The following is a 23,790-nucleotide window of genomic DNA, read 5'->3' as shown; positions in this document are numbered from 1 at the left end:
TGAACTCATCAACTCTAACTCAAAGAGCTTGTTGGTGGCTATTGGAACGGCCGGGGTCGCGATCGACTTCACCTCTTCCCATAGCGAACAAAAAACCAACGACGAACTTGTTGGTGGCTATTGGCCCGGTGTTCACCTCTTCCCATCCCGAACAGAGAAGTTAAGCCCGGGTCCGCCGATGATACTTGGATCAAACCTGGTAAAGTAGGTAGCCGCCACAATTATTAAATACACAAAAAGCATCCCCATAAAGGATGCTTTTTGGCGTTTAAAGCCCCACAAGCAAACACATACCCCACAATATTTAATAAAGCGCCCTATCTACTAATCTTTCACGATTGAAATGCCAAGGGGTACAAGAATCTTCACTAGGATGCTCTTCTTTGGCGATTAGAAACGCAACGTTGGTCGTATTAAACCTGAATTTTTTTTTCCGAAAATTTCAATCACAAATTCTTTTTTTATATTTGTGGCCTCAACTGTCGAAAGACAATAATCAACTATGAAATTATTCAATACTATTTGGTGGTGGCGTACTCATCTTTCCGGGATGGACAAGTAGGCTATTGCATGGTATAGAATCAAAATATACTTCCAAACGGCTCGCTGTTCATCTGACAGCGAGCCGTTTTTTTATACACTTTACATTTAAATCTACAAATGAAAACCCTGAACAAGACTTACCCGATCTCCACACGCCACAAAAAGCTACTGGCCGACACACTGACACCGGTCTCCATCTATCTGAAACTGAGAGATCGTTTTGTCAATACAATCCTGCTGGAAAGCTCCGATTATCACGGCAATGAAAACTCATTTACCTATATCTGCTGCGATCCTATCGCGTCATTCAAACTGAACAATAGCACCGTTACGCAAAAGTTTCCCAACGGCTCAGAAATCAATTTCGAGTTACCCCAACGAAAAGACGCCGTCCAGGCGTTGTATGGATTTGCGCAGAGCTTTGTTTCTGAAAAAAGCAATTTTCCCTTCATTACAAACGGCTTGTTCGGTCACATGACCTACGATGCTGTCACATACTTCGAAGATATTGAAATTCAGCCAGCGAACGCCGAAACAGAGATTGATCAGATATTCTACCAGGTTTACAGATACGTAATTGCTATCAACCACTTCAAGAATGAACTTTACATTTTTGAGCACCAATACGGCGATAGTACAGCAGAGAGCCGAATAGATGAAATCGAGGTCTTGATCAAAAACCGCAATTTCCCGCAATACGGTTTTAGCATTACCTCAGATGAAACATCGAACGTTACCGATGACGAAATGCGGAAAGTGATCCAAAGGGGGATCGATCATTGCCTCAGAGGGGATGTTTTTCAGATCGTTCCTTCCCGTCGTTTTAGCCGGCAGTTCCAGGGCGACGAATTCAATGTTTACCGTGCGTTGCGTTCCATCAATCCTTCGCCTTACCTCTTCTATTTCGATTACGGCAACTACAAGATCTTCGGGTCTTCCCCCGAAAAACAGATCTTCATCAAAAATGGTCAGGCTGAAATTCACCCCATTGCAGGCACATTCCGCCGCACCGGTGATGATCAGGCAGACGCAGAAGCAGCACAAGGCCTGCTTAACGACCCGAAAGAGACCGCTGAGCACGTGATGTTGGTTGATTTGGCACGTAATGACCTAAGCAGAAGCTGCGACGCCGTAAAAGTCACAAATTACAAGGAGGTACAATATTACTCGCATGTGATCCATCTCGTGTCGAAAGTGGTTGGGAAAATGAATGAGGGCGTAAATCCACTGCAACTCGTGGCCGATACTTTCCCTGCAGGTACATTATCAGGCGCGCCGAAGCACAATGCGATGAAACTGATCGACCAGATGGAGAGTAGCAACCGCAGCATTTATGGCGGCGCCATCGGCTTCATGGACTTCAATGGCGATTTCAACCACGCGATCGCGATCCGGACTTTTCTTAGCAAAGACAATACGCTTTTCTTCCGTGCCGGAATGGGTGTAGTGGCTAAATCCAACGTCGAGAGCGAGTTACAGGAGATCAATAGCAAGCTGGCGGCCCTCCGTCAGGCTATTCATGTTGCAGAAGGAATTTAAAACGCCAGAGACAATGTCCCAAGTTAAAATCTACGGGTTCCGTTCGACGCTCTTTCCGATCAGACAAGAGCTATCTGAAACGCTGCATTCTTGTATTATGAAGGCTTTTAAATATCCGGGGAACAAAAGAGCGCACAGATTTTTTTATCTCGAAGAAGGCGATTTCTTCTATCCTGAGGGAAGAACAAACCGGTACACGCTCATTGAGATATCTTTATTCGAAGGCCGCTCCATTGAAGCAAAAAAGCTTTTATACCATCTCATTTTTGAAAGCCTTGAAAAAACGCTGGGTATCGCGCCGAACGATGTGGAAATAACACTCACAGAGACACCCGCGCACAACTGGGGCATCCGTGGAATGGCTGGTGACGAACTGGTCCTGGATTACAAAATCACTGTTTAAACCGATCTGAAATTTACCGTCCAAATGAAAATACTAGTTCTCGACAATTACGATTCTTTCACCTATAACCTCGTGTACATCCTGCGGGAGCTGCACGACCAGGTAGACATTTACCGAAATGACAAAATCTCACTGGAGGCGGTCGGAAATTACGACAAGATCCTGCTTTCACCCGGTCCCGGCATTCCTTCCGAAGCGGGTATCATGCATGATGTAATCCGTGAGTATGGGGCTAAAAAAAGCATCCTGGGCATCTGCCTCGGACATCAGGGGATTGGCGAGGTATATGGCGCCACGCTCGAAAACATGACTGACGTGCTGCATGGCATTGCCGACACGGCCATTGTTACTGACCCAAGCGACCGCATTTTCAAAGGTTTGCCCTCACATATCAAAGTAGGACGATACCACTCCTGGACTGTTATTCCCGAAACATTTACCGATGACCTCACCATCACCGCTGTGGACGAAAAAGGCCGTGTAATGGGGCTATCACACAAAAAATATGATGTCAAAGGCCTTCAATTCCATCCCGAATCAGTTTTAACCGAGCATGGGAAAGAAATGCTGCAGAACTGGCTCCTGATCTGACCAACCACATTATCCTTACCACCTTACCCGACCATCAACAGTTAGCAGTAGATCAAAAATGAAACACATTCTTAGCCATCTTTTTGAATATAAAGTCTTAAGTAAAGAGCAAGCCAAAGATGTTTTGATCGGTATCAGTACCGGTAAGTATTCCAATTCAGAAATCGCCTCGTTCCTAACCACATATGCCATGAGGAGCATTACCGTGGAAGAGCTGGAAGGTTTCCGCGATGGGTTGCTCGAACTATGCTTGTCAGTGGATTTATCTGCCTATGACCCTATTGATGTATGCGGCACGGGAGGCGATGGGAAAGACACTTTCAACATCTCTACGCTATCATGCTTTGTGGTGGCGGGTACAGGTCAGCGCGTGGCCAAGCACGGCAATCACGGCGTTTCGTCGATGTGCGGATCTTCCACCGTGCTGGAATACCTGGGCGCAAAGTTTACAAATGATAAAGACTACCTGGAAAGGAAAATTGACCAGGCTGGCGTATGTTTTCTACATGCTCCTCTTTTTCATCCGGCTATGAAAAATGTCGCACCCGTAAGGCGCGAATTGGGCATAAAAACCTTTTTCAATATGCTTGGGCCGATGGTCAATCCGGTATCACCTAAAAAACAGCTTGTAGGCGTGTTCAGTCTTGAATTAGCACGTCTTTTTGCTTATCTTTACCAACAAACGGACAAGCAATTTCTGGTTCTTCACGCATTAGACGGCTACGACGAAGTGTCATTAACAGGTGCTTTTAAAATTATCACCGCTCATTCCGAGCAAGTTCTTACTCCCTCTCATCTGGGGCTTCAGACCCTGCGCGCCGAAGATTTATCCGGAGGTGAAACCGTGGAGGATTCCGCCCGTATTTTCATGAATGTCCTGAACGACGTCGCAACCTCTTCCCAAAAGCAGGCAGTGTTAGCCAATGCGGCCATGGCCCTTTACTGCGCCAACCCGGCATTGTCACTGACCGACGCGGTGGAAACCGCGCGGGAGTCGCTGGAAAGCAAAAAAGCATTGCATTGTTTTAAAAAATTGATCGAAGAATAGTTAACGGGGAAGCGTTTCTCCTTTTTAGATATAGTTGCAGATACAGCATTTTAGATGAATATTTTAGAAAAAATAATCGCCCGCAAGCAGGAAGAAATCAGCGAATCGAAAAAGCATCGGTCCATTTCCGACCTGGAAAAGGAGCCTATGTTCTCGCGGACTACGGCTTCGCTGACTACGGCGTTAAAATCATCTTCAGTACCCCGCATTATCTCCGAATTTAAACGGAGATCTCCTTCGAAAGGCGTTATCAATGCCGATGTGCTTCCGGAAGCCGTAACGAGAGACTATGTTAACGCAGGCGCCGTAGGGCTTTCCGTGCTGACCGATATTGATTTTTTCGGAGGCTCGTTTGCCGATTTTTTGAAAGCAAGGGAAGCCAATCCACAAATTCCCATGCTGAGAAAGGATTTTATCGTGGATGAATACCAGCTCTTCGAAGCCAAATCCATTGGCGCGGATGTCATTTTGCTGATCGCTGCATGCCTTACGCCATCTCAAATCAACCTGTTGAGCCGGAAAGCACACGATTTAGGACTCGAAGTACTATTGGAGGTGCATAATGCAGAAGAACTGGCAGCAAGCGTTGGCGATCACATTGACATCGTCGGTGTCAATAACAGGAACCTGAAGACATTTGAGACCTCCATAGAGACTTCTATCGAGCTAAGCGAGCAGATTCCGGATTCATTTGTCAAAATCTCGGAAAGCGGTTTAAAAGATGCTGAAACGATTGTCAGGCTGTATCAATATGGTTACAAGGGCTTTCTGATTGGTGAAACATTTATGAAAACTGTAAATCCTGGGGCCGCACTTGCAGGTTTGCAACAAAACTTAACTCAACATAGCAATTTAAATCCTCTGGTTCTATGAAAATTAAAGTTTGCGGAATGCGCCAGCAAGGCAACATTGAGCAGGTAGTGGCCTTACAGCCCAATTTTATAGGATTTATTTTCTATGAAAAATCTCCCCGCTTTGTTGGAGATGAACTGAATGAAGAATACATCCGCAGCATTCCCCAGGGTATCAAAAAGGTCGGCGTGTTCGTCAATGCCAATCCCGGACACATTCTCAACATGGTCAAAAAATATGACCTCCAGTATGTACAGCTGCATGGCAATGAAATGCCGGATATTTGCCGCAGCATCCGTCAGAAGGGCGTAAACGTCATCAAAGCATTCTCTATTGATGACAAATTCAATTTCGCCATGCTCAACAACTACAAATCGTTCTGCGATCTGTTCCTGTTCGATACAAAAGGGGATAACCCAGGCGGCAACGGAACGGCATTCGATTGGAAATTACTGAGCAAGTATGACAACGAAAAGCCCTTTCTCCTCAGCGGTGGCATCGGTCTGGAAAACATCGAGGAAATCATCGCATTATCCCAAACGTTACCCATTTACGGCATCGATGTCAACAGCAGGTTTGAAACTGAGCCGGGTATCAAGGACATTTCCAAACTGGAAGAGTTATTTAGTTTAGTTCGCGTAAAAGAACAAGAAGAAGCGGAAGCTTAATTTTTATGGAATCAATTGCAGAAAAGAAGTCGTACCAGGTAAATGACAAGGGCTACTACGGAACCTTCGGAGGGGCATTCATTCCTGAAATGCTTTATCCGAATGTGGAAGAGTTGCGTGAAAACTATCTGGAAGTAATCGCAGACCCTTCTTTTCAAAAGGAATATAACGACTTACTACGCCATTACGTAGGCCGGCCTACACCACTTTACCGGGCCAACAGGCTTTCAGAAAAATATAAAACCAATATCTTCCTGAAACGGGAAGACCTTTGCCACACCGGCGCCCATAAGGTCAATAACACCATCGGTCAGATCCTGATGGCACAGCGGCTGGGTAAAAAGCGCATTGTAGCCGAAACCGGTGCGGGACAGCACGGTGTAGCCACCGCAACGGTTTGTGCATTGATGGATCTGGAATGTATCGTGTACATGGGCGAACTGGATATCGAGCGCCAGGCCCCCAATGTGGCTCGCATGAAAATGCTCGGTGCCGAAGTCCGCCCGGCCACTTGTGGGTCCCGCACGCTCAAAGACGCTACTAACGAAGCCATGCGCCACTGGATCAACAACCCCGTCGATACACATTATATTATCGGCTCCGTGGTAGGTCCGCATCCGTATCCGGACATGGTTGCACGTTTTCAATCCGTTATATCCGAAGAAATCCGCTGGCAGCTGAAAGAGCACATTGGTAAAGAAACACCAGATTACGTCATCGCCTGCGTAGGAGGCGGTAGTAATGCAGCCGGGGCATTCTATCATTTCCTCGACGAAGAAAATGTAAAGCTCGTGGCCGTGGAAGCCGCGGGAATGGGCCTTACTTCAGGTCATTCAGCAGCCACAACCGCTTTGGGCAAACCAGGCGTACTGCACGGAAGCCGCACCATCCTGATGCAAACAGAAGACGGCCAGGTTGTAGAGCCATTTTCGATCTCGGCGGGGCTCGATTATCCCGGTATCGGACCTCAACATGCTTACCTCTACGACAGCGGCCGAGGCATATTCATGTCTGCCACTGATGAAGAAGCCGTTCAGGCCGCATTTGAGCTGACGCGCAATGAAGGCATTATTCCGGCATTGGAGTCATCGCACGCATTGGCTGTCCTGGGACGACTGGGCGCTTCGGAGAACGAAACCGTTGTTTTAAATCTCTCCGGGCGCGGCGACAAGGATATGGCCACTTACATGAAATACATCGATTAATTCTCACTTCAACACCACATCACATGGCTACATTAACACTACCCGAGGTTTTCGATCTGCGGTTGAAAATCCAGGAACTGGAAGCAAAAGTGAATTCCGGTGAACTGTCTCTCTTCGAGCGTTGCGATATGGAAGACGAAATCCTGGAAATGAAAGAAAAACTGGGCGAGTTCGACCGTCTGAAATTCAGCGACGAAGGCGAATGCCTTAATTGCTCTGCCTAGTTCCATTCAGGATCATCTTAATCCATACCTCATATGATAAAATTAAAACTCCTTTTGTTCGCGTCCATGCTTCTTTTCGGGTCCATGGCATTTGTTTCACCTTCCAATCCCGCACCCAAAAAAATGCTGCGTCACGTTGTTCTGTTTAAGTTTAAAGATTCTGCAACTCCTGCGCAGGTGAAAGAAGTAGAAGACGCTTTCAGAAAACTCCCTTCCAAAATCAAGGAAGTAAAAGGATTCGAATGGGGTACCAACAACAGCCCGGAGGGGTTGGCACAGGGTTTCACTCATGTTTTCTTCGTAAGCTTTGAGAGTGAAGCGGCCCGCGAAATTTACCTGCCTCATCCCGACCACAAGGCATTTGTAAAAGTCCTGGAACCACACCTGGACAAAGTATTGGTTGTTGACTACTGGACACAGGAATGAACCGGATTGTAAATCTTTTTCAGAATTTTAATCAAAAAACCGACAGCCCCGGCCATCGCGCGCCAGGGTTACTGAACGTGTATTTCACCGCCGGTTTCCCGGAACTGAACGACACCCTACTTGTTTTGCAGGCATTGCAGGATGGCGGAGCGGATCTGGTGGAGATTGGAATGCCGTATTCCGATCCCGTAGCCGATGGCGAAACCATTCAGCAGAGCAATGACCGGGCGCTTGAAAACGGGATGTCGGTGCGCATTCTTTTCGATCAATTGAAAGACATGCGCGAAACAGTTTCGGTACCGGTGCTGCTGATGGGTTATATCAACCCGGTATTACAGTACGGCATCGAAGATTTCTGCGCCAAATGTGCCGAGGTCGGAGTTGATGGGTTGATCCTGCCGGATATGCCTATGGACGTCTATCTCGATGAATATAAAGCCATTTTTGACGCGCACGGATTGCTGAACATTTTCCTGGTAACACCGCAAACTTCAGAATCGCGTATCAGGCAGATCGATGACGTAAGTGAGGGTTTTATATATGCTGTGTCTTCCGCGAGCGTCACAGGCTCAAAAACGGGCATCAGCGACAATATGGAGGCTTACTTCGAAAAATTAGATTCGATGAACCTGCGAAATCCGCGTTTGATCGGCTTTGGCATCAAGGATCACGAAACTTTTTTGAAAGCTTCCGGCCACGCCGCAGGAGCGATTATAGGCAGCGCGTTCATCCGTGTTTTGCAGACGAGTACCAATCTTCAACAGGATATCAAGTCGTTTGTGAGGGAAGTCAAAAATTCTCCCGAAACAATCGCAGTGTAGTTCGTCGCGCAGCGGCCGATTTATTTTTCTTCAGGCATCAATTTTGTACAAACAACTCGATCCCGGGTTGTTTGTTTTTTATCTACCGACATTGCCTATGAAACCACCTTTTTCTCTACTTATCGTTCTGATATGCAGCGCACACACAGCCGCGCTGGCGCAGTTGAATTTCGATATCGAAGGCGGACTCATAGCGGGCACCAGTTACAATAAAGTGCAAATACCCAACGGAAGCGGTACGCGCATCAATCTTCCGGAGCAGCTCAACCTCGACCGGAGTGCGTTTTATCGCATTCGTGCAAGCTACCGGATAGACAACCGGCACAACCTATCCGCGTTGTTTGCACCGCTCACCATTCACTACCGCGGTTCACTTTCGCAGAATACAAATTTTAATAATCTCAATTTCATTCCCGGCCAGCCGCTTAAAGTCGCATACAAATTCAATTCCTACCGCCTTACCTATCGTTACGATTTTCTCGCGGATGGAAAGTGGCGGATAGGAGCGGGCCTCACCGGAAAGGTCCGGGATGCCGATATCCGTTTCGAAAGCGAGTCGGCCGATACACATTATGATAATCTCGGTTTTGTGCCACTGATCAACTTTTACGCTTCCTGGAAGCCGTCCTACCACTGGTCGGTGATCCTGGAAGGTGACGCGCTGGCGGCGAAAGCCGGACGGGCGGAGGATATTTTCGGTGGTATTGCCTACAATTTCAACAACACACTGGGTATCAAATTAGGGTACCGGATGCTGGAAGGTGGGACGGATAATGATAAAATCTACAATTTCAACTGGATCAATTACGCTTCGATCGGTCTGCTGATTTCACTTTAATGGCAGCGTGCCCAAACGATGTATGACAATGCCCTGATTTTTCAATATTTTCCGGGCATATACGGTAGAAATTCGCTATATTTCTTCGTTCTAAGCGTGTGGAAGCATTCGGTAATTTTTCCCGGAAGCACACGTTATAAGACTTCACAGTTTACACCTAGACCATTATGGCTCCTTTCACTACATCAATGGAAGGCCTGTTGCTTCGCATTCAGGAATACCGTCAGAAATATTATTATAATCAGTTACTCAAAGGTGCCATCTTTTCTATCGGGCTGCTGCTAACTGTATTTTTGTTTTTCAACACAATCGAATATTTCGGACGGTTCAGTTCGATGGTGCGCGGAATGCTATTTTTCGGCTTCCTCGCTGTTCTGGTGTTTTCATTTGTGCAATGGGTGGTGCAACCACTGATCCACCTGTATGGGTTAAGGAAGCCTTTGTCCGATGAAGAAGCGGCATTACAGATCGGAAGGTATTTTCCCGAGATCGGTGATAAACTGGTTAATACCCTGCAGTTACGCGGACTCACCGGAACACAGTCGGATCTGATCGACGCAAGTATACGGCAAAAATCCAGCCAAATGCTGATTGTCCGCTTTTCAGACGCTATTCGATTTAATGAAAATAAAAAACGGCTTAAATACGCAGTTTACCCATTAGCGGCGATCGCAGTCATTCTGCTGTTTAATCCTTCATTCTTCTCCTCCAGCTCGGAAAGAATCATCCATTTTCAGAAAAACTACACGTATGCGCCATTCTCCTTTCTTCTTGAGAACAAAAGTCTGAAAGCATTCAGAAATGAAGATTTTACATTACACCTTACGCTGAAAGGCGAGGCCATTCCTTCGGCGGTTTATCTGGTTCAGAACGGCACCCGGTTTAAACTGACGCAGGAAAGCAGCAAGAATTTCTCTTATACGTTCAAAAACCTGCAGCGCGACGTCGCTTTTTCGTTTGACGCCGCCGGGTATACCTCGGATGATTACCGCATTATTGTCAACGAAAGGCCCTCGCTGCTTTCCTTTGATGTGAACCTGCATTATCCGGCCTACCTGAACAAGCCATCCGAAGGGCTGAACAACGTAGGAAACCTGTCAGTACCGGAGGGAACAACAGTTGAATGGAATTTCAATACATCATCTACCAAGTCTCTCGCCATCCGGTTCGAGCATGATTCGGCCTTGTACCGGGCAAAAGAAAGCGATGGCGACCACTTTGAAATCCGTCGGACTGTGAGAAAATCCGCACAATACCAGGTCAACCTGAAAAATGATGAAACCACCAATTCGGATAAAATCGGGTATTTCATCAATGTCATTCCGGACAAATACCCGGTCCTGAACCTGGAAAATTTCCAGGACACCACCTTGTATAACTACCTCGTTTTGGGCGGCTCCATCAGTGATGACTATGGTTTTTCGCAGCTCAAAATGTTCTATACGGTCAAACGGGCAGACGAAGATGCGGCATCCCAACCCAAAGGTATTCCGATCCCATTTAATAAAACAGTCAATACCCAGAGCTTCTTCTTCCAATGGTACGTAGATAGCCTAAAGCTCGCTCCCGGCGATAAGATCGAATATTATGCCCAGGTTTGGGATAACGACGGTGTAAATGGTGCTAAAAGTGCCCGCTCGCGTTCTATTCAGTTTATCGTTCCTTCGAAAGATCAGCTGGAAGCCGAAGTCAGAAAGTCGGAGCAGGAAACTGAGAATCAAATGCAGTCGGCGATGAAAAAGGCTCAGAATCTGCAAAAAGAGCTCGATAATCTCGACAATCGTTTGAAAAGCAACAAGGAGCTGGACTTCAAGGAACAGAAACAGATCGAGGAAGTGCTGCGTAAGCGTGAAGAATTAATGAAGGAGCTGGAGGCATTGAAAGAAAAACATCAGAATTCAAACGAAAAGTCGAAACAGTTTAATCAGCAAAGTCCCGAGCTGCAAAACAAGATCGAGCAATTGCAAAAGCTGATGAACGACCTCATGGACGAGGATACCGAAAAACTCTACAAAGAGCTTAAAAAACTCCTTGAGCAAAAACAGAGCGACCGGATGTCAACTATGATGGAAAAACTCCGCAACAAGGAGAACAATCTCGAGAAGGAACTCGAAAGAACCATGAAGCTTTTCAAGCAAATGCAGATGGAACAGAAAATGGAAAATCTGGTTGAAAAACTGAACGAGCTGGCGGACAAGGAAGAACAACTTGCCCAAAAGTCGCAGGAAAACGATAAGAACAAAAATTCTGATGATAAGAAAGGGAAAAACGAGGATCTGAAAAAAGAGCAGGAGAAAATTCAGGAGGATTTCAAAAAGGCCCAGGAAAACAGCAAGGAAATCGAGGAGATGGGTAAGGAGCTCGAACAGGAGCTCGACATGCAGAAAGAGGAGCAAAAAAATGCCTCTGAGCAAATGGAACAGAGCAAGCAGCAGCTAGACAAGCAACAGAACCCGAAAGCTGCTCAGTCGCAAAAAAATGCGGCAAAGTCGATGAAGAAAATGTCGCAGTCGATGGAAGAGCAAATGGAGTCGGCTGAAATGGAGCAGATGCAGGAAAACCTGGATGCATTACGCGATATTCTGGAAAACCTGATCACATTATCGTTCGACCAGGAAACATTGATGAAAGATTTCCGCGGTGTGAGCTTGCAGGACCCCCGCTTTATCAAACTCGGGCAGCAGCAGCTCAAACTGAAAGACGACGCGAAGATCGTAGAGGATAGCCTGTATGCATTGGCCAACCGCGTGGTGCAGATCCAATCGTTCATTACCCGTGAATTGAACGATATGAAGTCGTACATGAATGAGAGCGTAAAAAGCATCAAGGACCGTCAGATCAACGTGGCAACTTCGAAACAACAATTTGCCATGACCTCGATGAACAACCTCGCATTAATGCTGAGTGATGTATTCAACCAAATGCAACAACAAATGGCGATGGCCATGCCCGGTGCGGGAAAAGGTAAGAAAGGCAAGCAAAAAGGCGAACAACCGGGAATGGGAGAAATGCAGGAAAAGTTGAACGGGCAGATCAAGCAGCTCGGACAGGGCAAAGAGGGGCAGGGCAACAATTCTGAACAGCTCGCCCGCATGGCTGCACAGCAAGCGGCGATCCGCAAGATGATCCAGGAATTAATGGAATCTCAGAAAGGCACCGAAGTCGGCAAGCAATTGGGCAAGGAGCTGCAGGAAATCTCTGAGAAAATGGACGAAACCGAAACAGATCTCGTCAACAAACGCATCACACCCGAAATGATCAAACGTAATCAGGAAATAACAACCCGGCTGCTTGAATCGGAAAAAGCAATGAAAGAACAGGACGAGGATGAGCAGCGCAAGGCACAAAGTGCGAAACAGCAACCCAAACAGCCGCCTGCTGCATTCGAGAAATACATTCGCGAAAAGGAGAAGCAAACCGAACTCCTCCGGACCATACCCCCTACATTCTCACCATTCTACAAACGCGAGGTGGACACTTACTTCCGTAAATACCAGGCGAAGAACTGATCGCACGCCCGTTTTGTTGGCTGGGGTAGGGGATAGCGTTAACTCTTTTTAACAAGGGTTTTATGCGCTATGCCCTGCCTTTCATGTTCTTATCAGGATACTTTGTAAGTTTGTAAATTATTTACGATCAAACATTTAAAATATCACGCGCTCGGGCTACGCCTGTGCGGGTATGAGCGTGTGAGCATCACATATGATTAGTTTCTTTTCGGAAGACGTTGATTTTAAGGTTGTTAATCCGATCAAGACAAAAAAGTGGATCAAAAAAGCCTCAATTTCAGAGGGTTATGAAATTTCGGAGCTAAACTATATATTCTGTTCGGATCAATACCTGCTGGAAATCAATAAACAGTACCTGGACCACGACTACTTCACCGACATTATTACGTTTGACAATAGTGAGGAAGACAAGCAAATGGAGGGCGATATTTACGTCAGCGTAGACAGAGTTAAGGATAATGCAGAAACGTTCCACACCAATTTTGACGCAGAAATGCGCCGTGTGCTCATTCACGGTCTTCTTCACCTCGCGGGATACGAGGACTCAAGCGAAGCGCTTAAAATGGCTATGAGGGCCAAAGAAGACGAGTACCTTAGGCAGTTCTAGTTAAATTTCCACGTGGAACACTTTAATTAAAGTGGTTTAATCAATCAGTAAATTATGTTTCAAGAATATGACGTGATCGTGGTAGGCGCAGGCCATGCAGGTTGCGAAGCCGCAGCGGCAGCAGCCACCATGGGCTCTTCCGTGCTACTGATCACAATGAATATGCATACCATCGCGCAGATGTCTTGCAACCCCGCCATGGGCGGCGTCGCCAAAGGACAAATTGTCCGCGAGATCGACGCACTCGGCGGGCAATCCGGAATAGTCAGCGACAAGACGATGATCCAGTTCCGGATGCTCAACCTTTCCAAAGGACCCGCCATGTGGAGTCCGCGCTGCCAAAGCGACCGTGTTCGATTTGCTCAGGAATGGCGATCGATTCTCGAGAATAATCCCAATGTCGATTTCTGGCAGGACACCGCCAAGAACATAATTATCGAAGATGGTAAAGCCCGTGGAGTAGTAACCAGTCTTGGAATCGAAATCCGATCGAAGGCCGTCGTCCTTACGAACGGAACATTCCTGAACGGGCTCATTCATATTGGCGAGAAAAATTTTGGTGGCGGCCGCACCGGTGAGAAATCGGCCACCGGACTAACCGAACAACTCGTTTCCCTCGGCTTCGAAGCGGGACGCATGAAAACCGGAACGCCACCACGCGTCGACGGGCGCTCGCTCGACTATTCGAAAATGGAGGAACAGCCCGGTGATGAAAATCCAGCCAAGTTCTCCTACACCGACACCAAGCCGCTCGCCAAACAACGCAGCTGCTGGATTACCTATACCAACCAGGAAGTACACGATGTATTGAAAACAGGCTTCGAAAAATCACCCATGTTTTCAGGAAGAATCAAAGGCCTGGGACCACGATATTGTCCCTCCGTGGAAGACAAGATCAATCGTTTTGCCGACAAGGACCGCCATCAGATCTTCGTCGAACCGGAAGGATGGAATACAGTGGAAGTTTATGTCAATGGCTTCTCTACTTCCCTACCGGAGGACGTGCAATTTGCAGCGCTCCGGAAAATCCCCGGCTTCGAAAATGCCAAAATGTTCCGCCCAGGTTATGCGATCGAATACGATTACTTCCCCCCAACGCAACTCAAATCAACGCTCGAAACACATCTGGTGGGAAACCTGTTTTTTGCCGGACAGATCAACGGCACCACTGGCTACGAAGAAGCCGCCTGCCAGGGTTTAATGGCCGGCATTAATGCGCACCAAAATGTGCATGACCTCGATCCATTTGTGCTGAAAAGATCCGAGGCTTACATCGGCGTACTCATTGACGACCTCATTAACAAAGGCACCGAAGAACCCTACCGCATGTTTACATCCCGCGCCGAATACCGCACGCTGCTCCGGCAGGATAATGCGGATTTACGGCTCACGGAAAAGGGTTATGAAATCGGTTTGGCGAGTAATGAAAGGGTAGAGGCTGTGCGCAAAAAGAAACAGGAAACTGACGAGATAATCGCCAGACTGAACGCCACCAAATTGACGCCCGACGAGATCAATCCCGCGCTCGAAGCTATAGGAACAGCGCCGATTCGCGAAAAAATTGCTGTCTCGCAACTCCTCAGGAGACCCCAGATCTCAATAGATCAGTTGATCCAAGCCAGTCCAGTCGTCACCGAACTACTCGCGCAATATGCCAACGATTCCGTGCAACAGGCAGAGATCCATCTCAAATATGACAGCTACATTGAAAAGGAAATGCTGCTTGTCGAGAAAATGAATAAACTGGAAAACCTGATGATCATCGATAACTTTAATTACGATATCGTTACTTCCCTGTCTTTTGAAGGCCGTGAAAAACTCAAAAGAACACGTCCTTCGACGATTGGCCAGGCCTCGCGCATCAGCGGTGTCAGCCCTTCGGATATATCTGTATTAATGCTTTATATAGGTCGCTAATGTCTTTAGAAACGCTCGATAAATGCCCGGTATGTAATCAATCCAGCTTCAGCAACTACCTGAACGTCGAAGATTACACCGTTTCGCACAAAGAATTCACTATCCAACAATGTAATTCCTGCTACTTCCTGTTCACCAATCCGCGTCCGTCGGAAGAGCAGATCGGAGCATACTATGAGTCCCAGGACTATATTTCTCATCATGACGAAGCCAAGGATATGATGAGTAAAGTATATACATCCGTACGGAATCACACCATCGAACAAAAGGTGGAACTGGTAAACAGCTTGGTCCAACCCAAAGGAAAATTGCTGGATATTGGTTGCGGAACCGGCAATTTTCTTAGTGCTATGAAACTGAACGGGTGGAAAACCTACGGTACCGAACCTGATATTTCAGCCCGGGAAGTCGCCTCAAAGAGGGTGGGAGCTACGGTCTTTGAAAACGTCGACGAGAAGCGACTTTCCTCCGAACAATATGATGTTATTACATTATGGCACGTACTCGAGCACGTACATAAGCTCAACGAACTCCTGGAATGGTTAGAAAAACACTTGAAACCAAACGGATGGCTCATCATTGCAGTACCCAATCCGCAGTCCTACGACGCAACCAAATATGGTAGGTTCTGGGCAGCCTATGATGTTCCCAGGCACCTATATCATTTTACAAGAGCAACCATGAAAAACCTGCTGCAAAAACATCGTCTCAGTATAAAAAAGATTCTTCCGATGTGGTTCGATTCCTTTTACGTCAGCATGCTTAGCACAAAATATAGAAGCAAAAAAATGAATCTGTTAGACAGCGTAGTCACTGGCCTAAAATCTAATATCAAGGGACGCCCGGGCAAAAATAAAGAATTGAATACTTCCAGTCTGATCTACATTATCTCGAAAAACTAAAAAGCTTTAACCTATCAAACGGCCCTCAATACCCACTGTATTGGGGGCTTTTTAAATTCATCTGAAATGATAAGAACCATTGCATTTGCCATTATCTGCTTGCTCATTTTCGGCCGTTGCGCCCAACAAGTCGCGCCTACCGGAGGAAAAAAGGACTCTATTCCGCCAAATCTCGTAGAAAGCAACCCCGTCAACAAAACGCTGAATTTTAAAGGAAAGAAGGTGGAACTGTTCTTTGATGAATATGTAGTCGTCGACAACATCAACCAGAAGCTCGTCATCACACCGGAGGCGGACAATCCATATTCCTACAAGCAAAATGGCATGTCAGTTCTCTTGACGTTCAAAAACCAGTTTAAAGACAGCACTACCTACACGTTGAATTTTGGAGACGCCATTAAAGACTTCGCTGAAAAGAATCCGGCCAAAAACCTCAAAATCGTATTCAGCACCGGGAGTTCCCTTGACTCCGGTCGAGTTTACGGCACACTGAAGGATATCAAGACGAACAAGCCCATTTTTGACGCTCTGGTAGGCCTTTACAACGTCAGCGATACGCTCAATATCGCAAAACAGAAACCATATTATTTCTCAAGAACCGACAGCAGCGGCATATTTTCCATTGAAAACATTCAAACCCGGTCATACAAACTGGTTGCCATCGATGACAAAAACCGTAACATGCTCTACAACGCGAAGGATGAACGAATGGGCTTTTTGAGTAAGCCGGTCGTAGCCGGCACCGACTCGGCATCCTATCATATCAACATGTTTCTCTCCGACAACACGCTTCTAAAAATTCAACGAACCATTCCAAAGGTCAATAATTACTCCGTCGTATTCAGCAAACCGGTTGAAAGCGTAGGTGTGACTTTCATGAACAAAGACACGCTTCCCTATCTATTGGAGGCCGGAGGAACACTCAAATTCTTCAATGTAGAGCCACATCCGGACTCCACACTCGTCAAACTCGCCGCAACGGATTCTTTGGGCAAAATCACGGAATTTGAACAAAAAATCGCATTTCAGGCGCAACGGGGAAAAGAACGCCAAAAGGATCCGATGTCTTTCACCACGTTACCAGAAGCCAATAAGCCAGTCACTAACACTTTCACTTATAAGATCATTCTAAGCAAGCCAATCCGGTTCATTGACGATCAAAAAATTGCATTAATCACCGACAGTCTAACCCATGAGCCATTAAATGCTTTTAAATGGAGTTGGAACAAAAACCATAACATCCTTACGATCGACGCCAAATCCTTCGCTAAAGACACGCTCAAATGGGATATTCCAAAGGGATCAATTATCAGTGTCGAAGGCGATACACTACCCAAAACACTGCTAAGGCATCCTATACTAAAAGAAGAAGATTACGGAATTATCCGCGGTCGTGTGACTAATGCCGACAGCTCAGTCCATTTCATCATAGACCTGGTAGACGAGCAATACAAAGTCATTCAGACCGTCTACGAATCGCCCTATGTTTTACGTAATATTCCTCAGGGCAAATACTTTCTTCGGATAACAATTGATAGAAATCGAAACAAAAGATGGGATGCAGGCGAGATGGAGCGGGACCTGCAGCCGGAATTCATCTATTACGTCCCGGATAAGATACTACTCAAGGCAAATTTCGAGCTAAACGATATCAACATTACCATTCCTGGAGAAAAATAACGACATATTTGTCTACAGTCTGTGGATAACTATGTGCACAACACGGAAAATTTGTTGGTAAGACGCTCTAAAATGTGAACAATTATGTGGATAACCCTATATAAGTGTGGATAAAATTTCATTTTCTACCCTGGAGTGGATAACTGGCATCTAAATCAGAGTTAACAGTACGTTGATGCACTTTAGAAACTGTGGATAACAAAAATAGCGAACTATAGCCGTTTACCCACATTCTGATGTGAATAGAATATTTCCTAACTTGTAATTCAGCAACTTAAATGTTGATTATAAAAAAAGCTACAGTGGATAACTTAACATACTTATCCACAAAATGTGAATAAGTATGTTAATCTACAGTGGATAAGGTATTTATTCACAAATCCACAGCCCCAATGAAGGATAATAACTAAAGGGAAAAGATTTTTTTTATCTATTATGAAAAGGGTTACGAGCTATTTGATGATAGGATTTCTGCTTTCCGGGGCGGCGGCGGCGTTTGGGCAGGGGGAGCGGGAGCTGGCCGAGGAATACTTCAAGAATGGAGACTGTCCGAAGGCGTTGAGTTACTATTCTTCTTTTTTAAAAAATTCTTTTGAGAAGGTCTCACTCAAGAATTACACCAGCTGTATTGTGAAGAACAAAGCTTGGAATGATGGCGAACAGTTTTTCAAGAAACAGATCAAAGGAGATGTCAATAATGCTGCCTGGTATTATATCTATTGGGGCGTACTGCTTGAGAATCAGGGAAAGCCGCAGGAGGCCTCCAAAAAGTATGAGATGGCCATCACCGCGTCGGGAGCTCGAACAGAGCTTAAACGCGATCTGGCAGAGGAATTCAGGGCTAATAACCAATCGGATTGGGCAAAGAATATCTTACTCGAAGCAAGGGAGAGTGCAAAGCGATCGGATATATTCCAGCTGGAACTGGCCAGCATCTACCGAGACCTGAATGAACCCGAAAAAATGATCGATGAGCTGCTGTCCTACGGTATGCGTTACCAGAATACCGAAGTGGTGCAGAATATGCTTCAGGATTTTACCAAGGATGAAAAGGAGCAGGCCCTACTGGAAAAAGTACTTTATGACAAGATCCAGAAATTCCCCAACGAAGGTTTCTACAATGAGTTGCTGATCTGGTATCAGGTTCAAAGAAAAGATTTCTATAAAGCATTCGTCCAGGAACGGGCACTTGACCGGCGTTTCAAACACAATGGTTCAAGACTGTATAACCTCGGGATGCTCGCTTTGCAGAACCTGGACTATGCCAATGCTGGAACGATCTTCGATCATTTGGTGAAAGAATATCCGAAAGGACAACTCTATCCCGTCGCCCGAAGAATGGCCATTTTCGCACGCGAAGAACAAGTGAAGAACACCTATCCCGTCAAGCGTAGTGAAGTTCAGAAACTGCTGGGACAATACCAGCAATTGGTCGATGAACTTGGAGTCAATGTCAGGACAATTGAAGCACTGCGCAATATGGCAATCCTGAATGCATTCTATATGGATGATTTCAAAAAAGCAATTGAAATTCTCCAGACAGCGATCGAAGCGGGTAAGGCCGAGAAGAATTTTGTAGATAAATGCAAGCTTGATCTAGGGGATATCTACCTTTTACAAGGCGAACCCTGGGAAGCGACGTTGGTCTATTCACAAGTCGAGAAGTCTCAGAAAGACGATGTATTGGGTTATGAAGCGAAATTGCGGAATGCAAAGCTGCATTACTTCAAAGGCGAGTTCGAGCTGGCCAAGGCAGTTCTTGATATTCTGAAGAAAGCAACTACAAGGGAGATTGCCAATGACGCCAATGAACTTTCGCTGCTGATCATGGATAACACGGGGTTGGATAGTACCGAGGTCGCCATGAAGGCTTACTCCGCAGTGGAGCTGCAATTGTTCCAGAACAAGAAATTTGAAGCGCTCGATACCTTGAAGGGTTTGTACCAGAAATATCAAAGCCACAGTCTGGCTGATGAAATTTTGTGGCTTACCGCTAAGACATACATCAAGCTCGATAGCAACAAGCAGGCAATGGAAGATCTAAAGTTGCTCTACTCCAAATTCGGCCATGACCTTTACGGAGACGACGCATTGTTCGCCATGGCGAAACTCTACCAGGAAAAATTGAGTGACAAGGATCAGGCGATGAAATTATATCAGGAGCTGATGGAGAAATATCCGGGAAGTATTTTTGTCGCCGAGTCGCGGAAGCGGTTCCGGATTTTAAGAGGAGACGTGATCAATTAGGAATTTTCATTAGCTGATGCAAAAAGGCCTCGAAGTTTGTCGCTTCGAGGCCTTTTACGTTTTGAAATTCACGGTCATCTTCCGCGTTAACTCAAACATCCAAATCTCAGACGGTTGGAATTTGCAAAAATCTATTCTAAATCATTCATTAATAGCTTTTTGAATGCCTCGAAGTCAGGTTTCATTCTGATCGCCACTTTTTCAATATTAAGCAGTGATTTCAATCTTTCAGGTACCTCAATGCTTTTTCCGATCGTTTCTTCCACCAGATCGATAAATTTTGCCGGATGAGCTGTTGAAAGGAAAAGACCGACGAAGTTGCCTCTATTTTTTTTACGGTACTCCTGAAGTCCCCGATATGCTACCGCGGTATGTGGGCACATCACGTAGTTGGCATTTCCGAAAACTTCGCGCATTGCTTTTTGTGTCTGCTCGTCATTGTAGAATGCCCCGGAGACTTTTTCAGTCACCGACTTCCATTCGTCACCGAAAAATCGCTTGAGTCTTACGAAGTTGCTCGGGCTACCGACATCCATTGCATTGGAGATGGTCTCGATGGATGGCCGTGGTTCATACTTCCCAGATTCCAGATAACGCGGTACCGCATTGTTCAGGTTGGTTGCCGCAATGAAATGTTCAACCGGTAGTCCCATACGGTAGGCCAGGATGCCGGCGCTAAGATTTCCGAAATTTCCACTCGGAACTGAGATCACCAGCGGCCTGCCAAGTTTTTTCAACTGCGCGTAAGCTGCGAAATAATAAAATGACTGTGGAATTAGTCTGGCAATATTGATAGAGTTTGCGGATGCGAGATTATATTTTGCATTTAGCTCAGGATCCAGAAATGCTTCTTTCACCAATCGCTGACAATCGTCGAATGTGCCGTCCACCTCGATCGCCGTTACATTGTGTCCTAGCGTAGTGAGTTGCTTTTCCTGGATATCGCTCACTTTTCCGCTCGGGTAGAGGATAGTGACCGATATGCCGGGAACCTTATAGAAGCCTTGAGCAACTGCGCCTCCTGTATCACCGGAGGTCGCCACAAGTATTCTTATTTCTTTATCAGACCGCTGCAAAAAGTAGGACATGATCGTGGCCATGAACCGTGCTCCGAAGTCCTTGAAAGCCATGGATGGGCCATGAAACAGTTCGAGCACATAGTCGTTCGGAGTGATCTGAACAACAGGTGCTTCAAAATCATATGCACGGTCAATGATGGATTCAATTTCGCTTCTTGTAATTTCACTGCCCAAAAGCGTATGTGTTACTTCGATGGCGATCTCATTGAAGGATTTATTCTCAATGTCTGCCAGAAATTCCTCAGAGATTCTCGGGATTGACTCTGGCATGTAGAGACCGTTGTCTGGAGGCAGGCTGTTAAAAATTGCTTCTTCCAGCGATGCTTTTAAACTTGCAGTTTTGGTACTGTAGAATTTCATTTGATTAATCCGGAAATTGGGAGCGCAAATTTAACTAAAATCCTAGCAGGTCATTCATTTTGAAAGCTTTTAAATGAATTTTGGAGTAGGGGAACCGACGTTATGAGCCCGATATTGGATCTCAGCAGAAGATAATTTTGTTAGCGAGTAATAATGAGCAAATCAATAAATCAAACCAAATAATATGTCGATAGGAATTTTCAGCGTGCCGGCACTTAAAAACGAACCGGTGAAAAATTATGCGCCGGATAGCCGGGAACGAACAGAACTCAAAAAAGCCATTGCTGAGGCGAGATCTAAGGTGGTTGAAATACCACAGTATATCGGTAATGAAGAAATTTATTCACAGAACAAAAAGGCTGTGTCTCCGCCTCACGACCATCGCCATATTCTTGGTTATTTTCATGAGGGCGACAAACAGGATGTTGCTAGAGCTGTTGAAGCCGCATTGGAAGCTCGAATCAGTTGGGCTGCGCTTACCTGGGAACAAAGGGCGGCGATATTCCTGAAGGCTGCGGATTTGATTGCTGGGCCGTACCGCGCCGAAATGAATGCAGCAACGATGCTGGGGCAGTCCAAAAATGCCTACCAGGCTGAGATAGATTCAGCTTGTGAAATCATTGATTTTCTGAGGCTTAATGTAAATTTCATGCGGGAGATTTATGAGCAGCAGCCTGTTTCTTCTGACGGTGTTTGGAATCGCATGGAATACCGGCCATTGGAGGGATTCATCTTTGCAATAACCCCTTTTAACTTCACAGCGATTGCCGGAAATCTACCGGCTGCACCTGCGCTGATGGGCAATGTTGTGATCTGGAAACCCGCATTTACACAGGTTTATGCGGCTAATGTAATCATGAAAATCTTTAAGGAAGCGGGCCTTCCTGGTGGTGTGATTAACATGATACTTGTAGATGGACCGGTTGCTGGTGATGTCATATTCAAGCACCCCGATTTTTCCGGTGTTCATTTCACAGGTAGTACCAAGGTATTTCAGACTATTTGGAAAACCATCGGCGATAACATTGCTACCTATAAGACATTTCCAAGAATCGTAGGCGAAACGGGCGGTAAGGACTTCGTGCTCGCACATAAGTCGGCGGATGCGAAGGCGCTTGTTACGGGCCTTGTGCGCGGGGCTTTTGAATACCAGGGGCAGAAATGCTCGGCAGCTTCAAGGGCCTATGTTCCTTCCAATTTGTGGGAGGAGGTGAAAAAACTGATGCGGGCCGATCTCGCAGAGATCAAAATGGGCGGCGTCGAAGATTTCTCCAATTTTGTCAATGCGGTGATAGACGAAAAGTCGTTTGACAAGATCGCTTCTTATATAGATGGTGCAAAGGCCAGCGTCGACACCGAAATCGTCGCAGGAGGCAATTTTGACAAGAGCAAAGGCTATTTCGTCGAGCCGACCATTATTCAGGCTTTCAAACCGGATTATGTGACCCTGTGCGAGGAGATCTTCGGGCCGGTGCTTACAATATATGTGTATGATGAAAATGAATTCGAGCAGATCATTCCCATCATAGATGCCACATCTCCTTATGCATTGACAGGTGCTGTATTTTCGGGAGACAGATATGCCATTGAATATGCAACCAGGCATTTGGTGAATGCGGCAGGTAACTTCTATATAAATGATAAGCCAACCGGTGCGGTGGTAGGGCAGCAGCCATTCGGTGGTGCGCGTGCATCGGGTACAAATGATAAGGCCGGATCGGTTTTGAATCTACTTCGCTGGATATCTCCGCGAGCTATTAAGGAAACGCTGGTTTCGCCGAAAGACTATAAATATCCCTTCCTTTCCGTTGAATAATTGTACAATGCTTCTGAATAGTTTGAATGGTTGAAGAAATTTCAAAAAAATAAAGATTTTTCTTGACCCAGTATTGCAGTTGAAAAATTCTTTTCTACCTTTGCAATCCCAATCGCAAACGACGCGAGAGAGAAGAAGAAAAGAAAGCGCGATTGGCCCTGTTCTTTGACATGATGAGATAGACCAAAAGAGTAAGAAATACTCGTTTGAATAGAATCAAGGCTATTTATATAGCAAACAAAATTTACAATGGAGAGTTTGATCCTGGCTCAGGATGAACGCTAGCGGCAGGCTTAATACATGCAAGGCGAGGGGGCAGCAATGTCACCGTCGTACGGGTGCGTAACGCGTATGCAACCTACCTATCACTGGGGGATAGCCCGGGGAAACCCGGATTAATACCGCATAATACAGGGGGCCCACATGGGTCTATTTGTTAAAGATTTATCGGTGGTAGATGGGCATGCGTTCGATTAGCTAGTTGGCAGGGTAACGGCCTACCAAGGCGACGATCG

The 23,790-nt window shown here is 46.0% G+C and carries 19 protein-coding genes and 2 rRNA genes; 20 read left to right on the top strand and 1 reads right to left on the bottom strand.

What is annotated here, in order from left to right; all coding sequences use genetic code 11:
- Positions 1 to 109 precede the first annotated feature (109 nt).
- The 18 genes from rrf to BP71_RS37540 all read left to right on the top strand — a co-directional run bounded on the left by rrf (position 110) and on the right by BP71_RS37540 (position 20,020).
- Positions 110 to 221, top strand: a 5S ribosomal RNA gene (gene rrf, locus BP71_RS37625).
- Positions 222 to 660: 439 nt separating this feature from the next.
- Positions 661 to 2,082, top strand: a complete 1,422-nt coding sequence (locus tag BP71_RS37620; protein WP_496387034.1) for an anthranilate synthase component I family protein — start codon at positions 661 to 663, stop codon at positions 2,080 to 2,082.
- Positions 2,083 to 2,095: 13 nt separating this feature from the next.
- On the top strand, positions 2,096 to 2,485 hold the full coding sequence (locus BP71_RS37615) for a tautomerase family protein (protein WP_496387032.1): 390 nt from the start codon (positions 2,096 to 2,098) through the stop codon (positions 2,483 to 2,485).
- Positions 2,486 to 2,509: 24 nt separating this feature from the next.
- Entirely contained in the window at positions 2,510 to 3,076 is a 567-nt protein-coding gene (locus tag BP71_RS37610) for an anthranilate synthase component II (RefSeq protein ID WP_496387030.1), read from the top strand.
- A gap of 58 nt (positions 3,077 to 3,134) precedes the next feature.
- The gene (gene trpD / locus BP71_RS37605; RefSeq protein ID WP_496387028.1) at positions 3,135 to 4,124 is read left to right on the top strand and encodes an anthranilate phosphoribosyltransferase; all 990 of its coding nucleotides are present in this window, start codon (positions 3,135 to 3,137) and stop codon (positions 4,122 to 4,124) included.
- A 54-nt stretch (positions 4,125 to 4,178) separates the two neighbouring features.
- The gene (gene trpC, locus BP71_RS37600) at positions 4,179 to 4,997 is read left to right on the top strand and encodes an indole-3-glycerol phosphate synthase TrpC (protein ID WP_496387026.1); all 819 of its coding nucleotides are present in this window, start codon (positions 4,179 to 4,181) and stop codon (positions 4,995 to 4,997) included.
- Complete coding sequence (locus BP71_RS37595) at positions 4,994 to 5,644, top strand: phosphoribosylanthranilate isomerase (protein WP_496387024.1); 651 nt, start codon at positions 4,994 to 4,996, stop codon at positions 5,642 to 5,644. The genes trpC and BP71_RS37595 overlap by 4 nt, the downstream gene beginning before the upstream one ends.
- A 5-nt stretch (positions 5,645 to 5,649) precedes the next feature.
- Entirely contained in the window at positions 5,650 to 6,849 is a 1,200-nt protein-coding gene (gene trpB, locus BP71_RS37590; RefSeq protein ID WP_496387022.1) for a tryptophan synthase subunit beta, read from the top strand.
- A gap of 23 nt (positions 6,850 to 6,872) precedes the next feature.
- A complete protein-coding gene (locus BP71_RS37585) occupies positions 6,873 to 7,073 on the top strand; it encodes a hypothetical protein (protein ID WP_015813244.1) in 201 nt (66 codons plus the stop codon).
- 33 nt (positions 7,074 to 7,106) lie between these two features.
- Entirely contained in the window at positions 7,107 to 7,499 is a 393-nt protein-coding gene (locus BP71_RS37580) for a Dabb family protein (RefSeq protein ID WP_496387020.1), read from the top strand.
- Positions 7,496 to 8,320, top strand: coding sequence for a tryptophan synthase subunit alpha (trpA, locus tag BP71_RS37575; protein ID WP_496387018.1), 825 nt, complete (start codon positions 7,496 to 7,498; stop codon positions 8,318 to 8,320). The genes BP71_RS37580 and trpA overlap by 4 nt, the downstream gene beginning before the upstream one ends.
- A 97-nt stretch (positions 8,321 to 8,417) precedes the next feature.
- On the top strand, positions 8,418 to 9,158 hold the full coding sequence (locus BP71_RS37570; RefSeq protein WP_496387017.1) for a porin family protein: 741 nt from the start codon (positions 8,418 to 8,420) through the stop codon (positions 9,156 to 9,158).
- 188 nt (positions 9,159 to 9,346) lie between these two features.
- Entirely contained in the window at positions 9,347 to 12,667 is a 3,321-nt protein-coding gene (locus BP71_RS37565; protein ID WP_496387036.1) for a DUF4175 family protein, read from the top strand.
- 193 nt (positions 12,668 to 12,860) lie between these two features.
- Positions 12,861 to 13,274, top strand: a complete 414-nt coding sequence (gene ybeY / locus BP71_RS37560) for an rRNA maturation RNase YbeY (protein WP_496387015.1) — start codon at positions 12,861 to 12,863, stop codon at positions 13,272 to 13,274.
- A gap of 54 nt (positions 13,275 to 13,328) precedes the next feature.
- Positions 13,329 to 15,191: a tRNA uridine-5-carboxymethylaminomethyl(34) synthesis enzyme MnmG gene (gene mnmG / locus BP71_RS37555; protein ID WP_496387013.1), complete on the top strand. Its 1,863-nt coding sequence runs from the start codon at positions 13,329 to 13,331 to the stop codon at positions 15,189 to 15,191.
- On the top strand, positions 15,191 to 16,093 hold the full coding sequence (locus tag BP71_RS37550) for a class I SAM-dependent methyltransferase (RefSeq protein ID WP_496387011.1): 903 nt from the start codon (positions 15,191 to 15,193) through the stop codon (positions 16,091 to 16,093). Before mnmG ends, BP71_RS37550 begins: the two co-directional genes overlap by 1 nt.
- 66 nt (positions 16,094 to 16,159) lie before the next feature.
- Positions 16,160 to 17,773, top strand: a complete 1,614-nt coding sequence (locus BP71_RS37545) for an Ig-like domain-containing domain (RefSeq protein ID WP_496387009.1) — start codon at positions 16,160 to 16,162, stop codon at positions 17,771 to 17,773.
- A gap of 435 nt (positions 17,774 to 18,208) precedes the next feature.
- Positions 18,209 to 20,020 carry a tetratricopeptide repeat protein gene (locus tag BP71_RS37540; RefSeq protein WP_496387007.1) on the top strand — a complete coding sequence of 604 codons (1,812 nt, stop codon included), beginning with the start codon at positions 18,209 to 18,211 and terminating at the stop codon, positions 20,018 to 20,020.
- A gap of 131 nt (positions 20,021 to 20,151) precedes the next feature.
- On the opposite strand, the gene thrC is transcribed toward BP71_RS37540, so the two are convergent.
- Complete coding sequence (gene thrC / locus BP71_RS37535; protein ID WP_496387005.1) at positions 20,152 to 21,459, bottom strand: threonine synthase; 1,308 nt, start codon at positions 21,457 to 21,459, stop codon at positions 20,152 to 20,154.
- Between the two features lie 184 nt (positions 21,460 to 21,643).
- Between thrC and pruA the strand changes: the two genes are divergently transcribed.
- On the top strand, positions 21,644 to 23,275 hold the full coding sequence (pruA, locus tag BP71_RS37530) for an L-glutamate gamma-semialdehyde dehydrogenase (RefSeq protein ID WP_496387003.1): 1,632 nt from the start codon (positions 21,644 to 21,646) through the stop codon (positions 23,273 to 23,275).
- Positions 23,276 to 23,521: 246 nt separating this feature from the next.
- Positions 23,522 to 23,790 (top strand): 16S ribosomal RNA (locus tag BP71_RS37525); the annotation flags it as partial.

The sequence above is a fragment of the Dyadobacter ginsengisoli DSM 21015 genome (genome assembly GCF_059568735.1).
Note: the sequence above shows the minus strand (reverse complement) of the source record. Positions and strands in the feature narration are given on the sequence as shown.

Excerpts from the sequence above, each read along its gene's own strand:
- BP71_RS37615 (WP_496387032.1), top strand. The coding sequence starts at position 2,096 with ATGTCCCAAGTTAAAATCTACGGGTTCCGTTCGACGCTCTTTCCGATC.
- BP71_RS37595 (WP_496387024.1), top strand. The coding sequence starts at position 4,994 with ATGAAAATTAAAGTTTGCGGAATGCGCCAGCAAGGCAACATTGAGCAG.
- BP71_RS37565 (WP_496387036.1), top strand. The coding sequence starts at position 9,347 with ATGGAAGGCCTGTTGCTTCGCATTCAGGAATACCGTCAGAAATATTAT.
- thrC (WP_496387005.1), bottom strand. The coding sequence starts at position 21,459 with ATGAAATTCTACAGTACCAAAACTGCAAGTTTAAAAGCATCGCTGGAA.
- BP71_RS37550 (WP_496387011.1), top strand. The coding sequence starts at position 15,191 with ATGTCTTTAGAAACGCTCGATAAATGCCCGGTATGTAATCAATCCAGC.
- trpD (WP_496387028.1), top strand. The coding sequence starts at position 3,135 with ATGAAACACATTCTTAGCCATCTTTTTGAATATAAAGTCTTAAGTAAA.
- BP71_RS37580 (WP_496387020.1), top strand. The coding sequence starts at position 7,107 with ATGATAAAATTAAAACTCCTTTTGTTCGCGTCCATGCTTCTTTTCGGG.
- BP71_RS37545 (WP_496387009.1), top strand. The coding sequence starts at position 16,160 with ATGATAAGAACCATTGCATTTGCCATTATCTGCTTGCTCATTTTCGGC.
- pruA (WP_496387003.1), top strand. The coding sequence starts at position 21,644 with ATGTCGATAGGAATTTTCAGCGTGCCGGCACTTAAAAACGAACCGGTG.
- trpA (WP_496387018.1), top strand. The coding sequence starts at position 7,496 with ATGAACCGGATTGTAAATCTTTTTCAGAATTTTAATCAAAAAACCGAC.
- BP71_RS37570 (WP_496387017.1), top strand. The coding sequence starts at position 8,418 with ATGAAACCACCTTTTTCTCTACTTATCGTTCTGATATGCAGCGCACAC.
- ybeY (WP_496387015.1), top strand. The coding sequence starts at position 12,861 with ATGATTAGTTTCTTTTCGGAAGACGTTGATTTTAAGGTTGTTAATCCG.
- BP71_RS37540 (WP_496387007.1), top strand. The coding sequence starts at position 18,209 with ATGAAAAGGGTTACGAGCTATTTGATGATAGGATTTCTGCTTTCCGGG.
- BP71_RS37620 (WP_496387034.1), top strand. The coding sequence starts at position 661 with ATGAAAACCCTGAACAAGACTTACCCGATCTCCACACGCCACAAAAAG.
- BP71_RS37610 (WP_496387030.1), top strand. The coding sequence starts at position 2,510 with ATGAAAATACTAGTTCTCGACAATTACGATTCTTTCACCTATAACCTC.
- trpC (WP_496387026.1), top strand. The coding sequence starts at position 4,179 with ATGAATATTTTAGAAAAAATAATCGCCCGCAAGCAGGAAGAAATCAGC.
- mnmG (WP_496387013.1), top strand. The coding sequence starts at position 13,329 with ATGTTTCAAGAATATGACGTGATCGTGGTAGGCGCAGGCCATGCAGGT.
- BP71_RS37585 (WP_015813244.1), top strand. The coding sequence starts at position 6,873 with ATGGCTACATTAACACTACCCGAGGTTTTCGATCTGCGGTTGAAAATC.
- trpB (WP_496387022.1), top strand. The coding sequence starts at position 5,650 with ATGGAATCAATTGCAGAAAAGAAGTCGTACCAGGTAAATGACAAGGGC.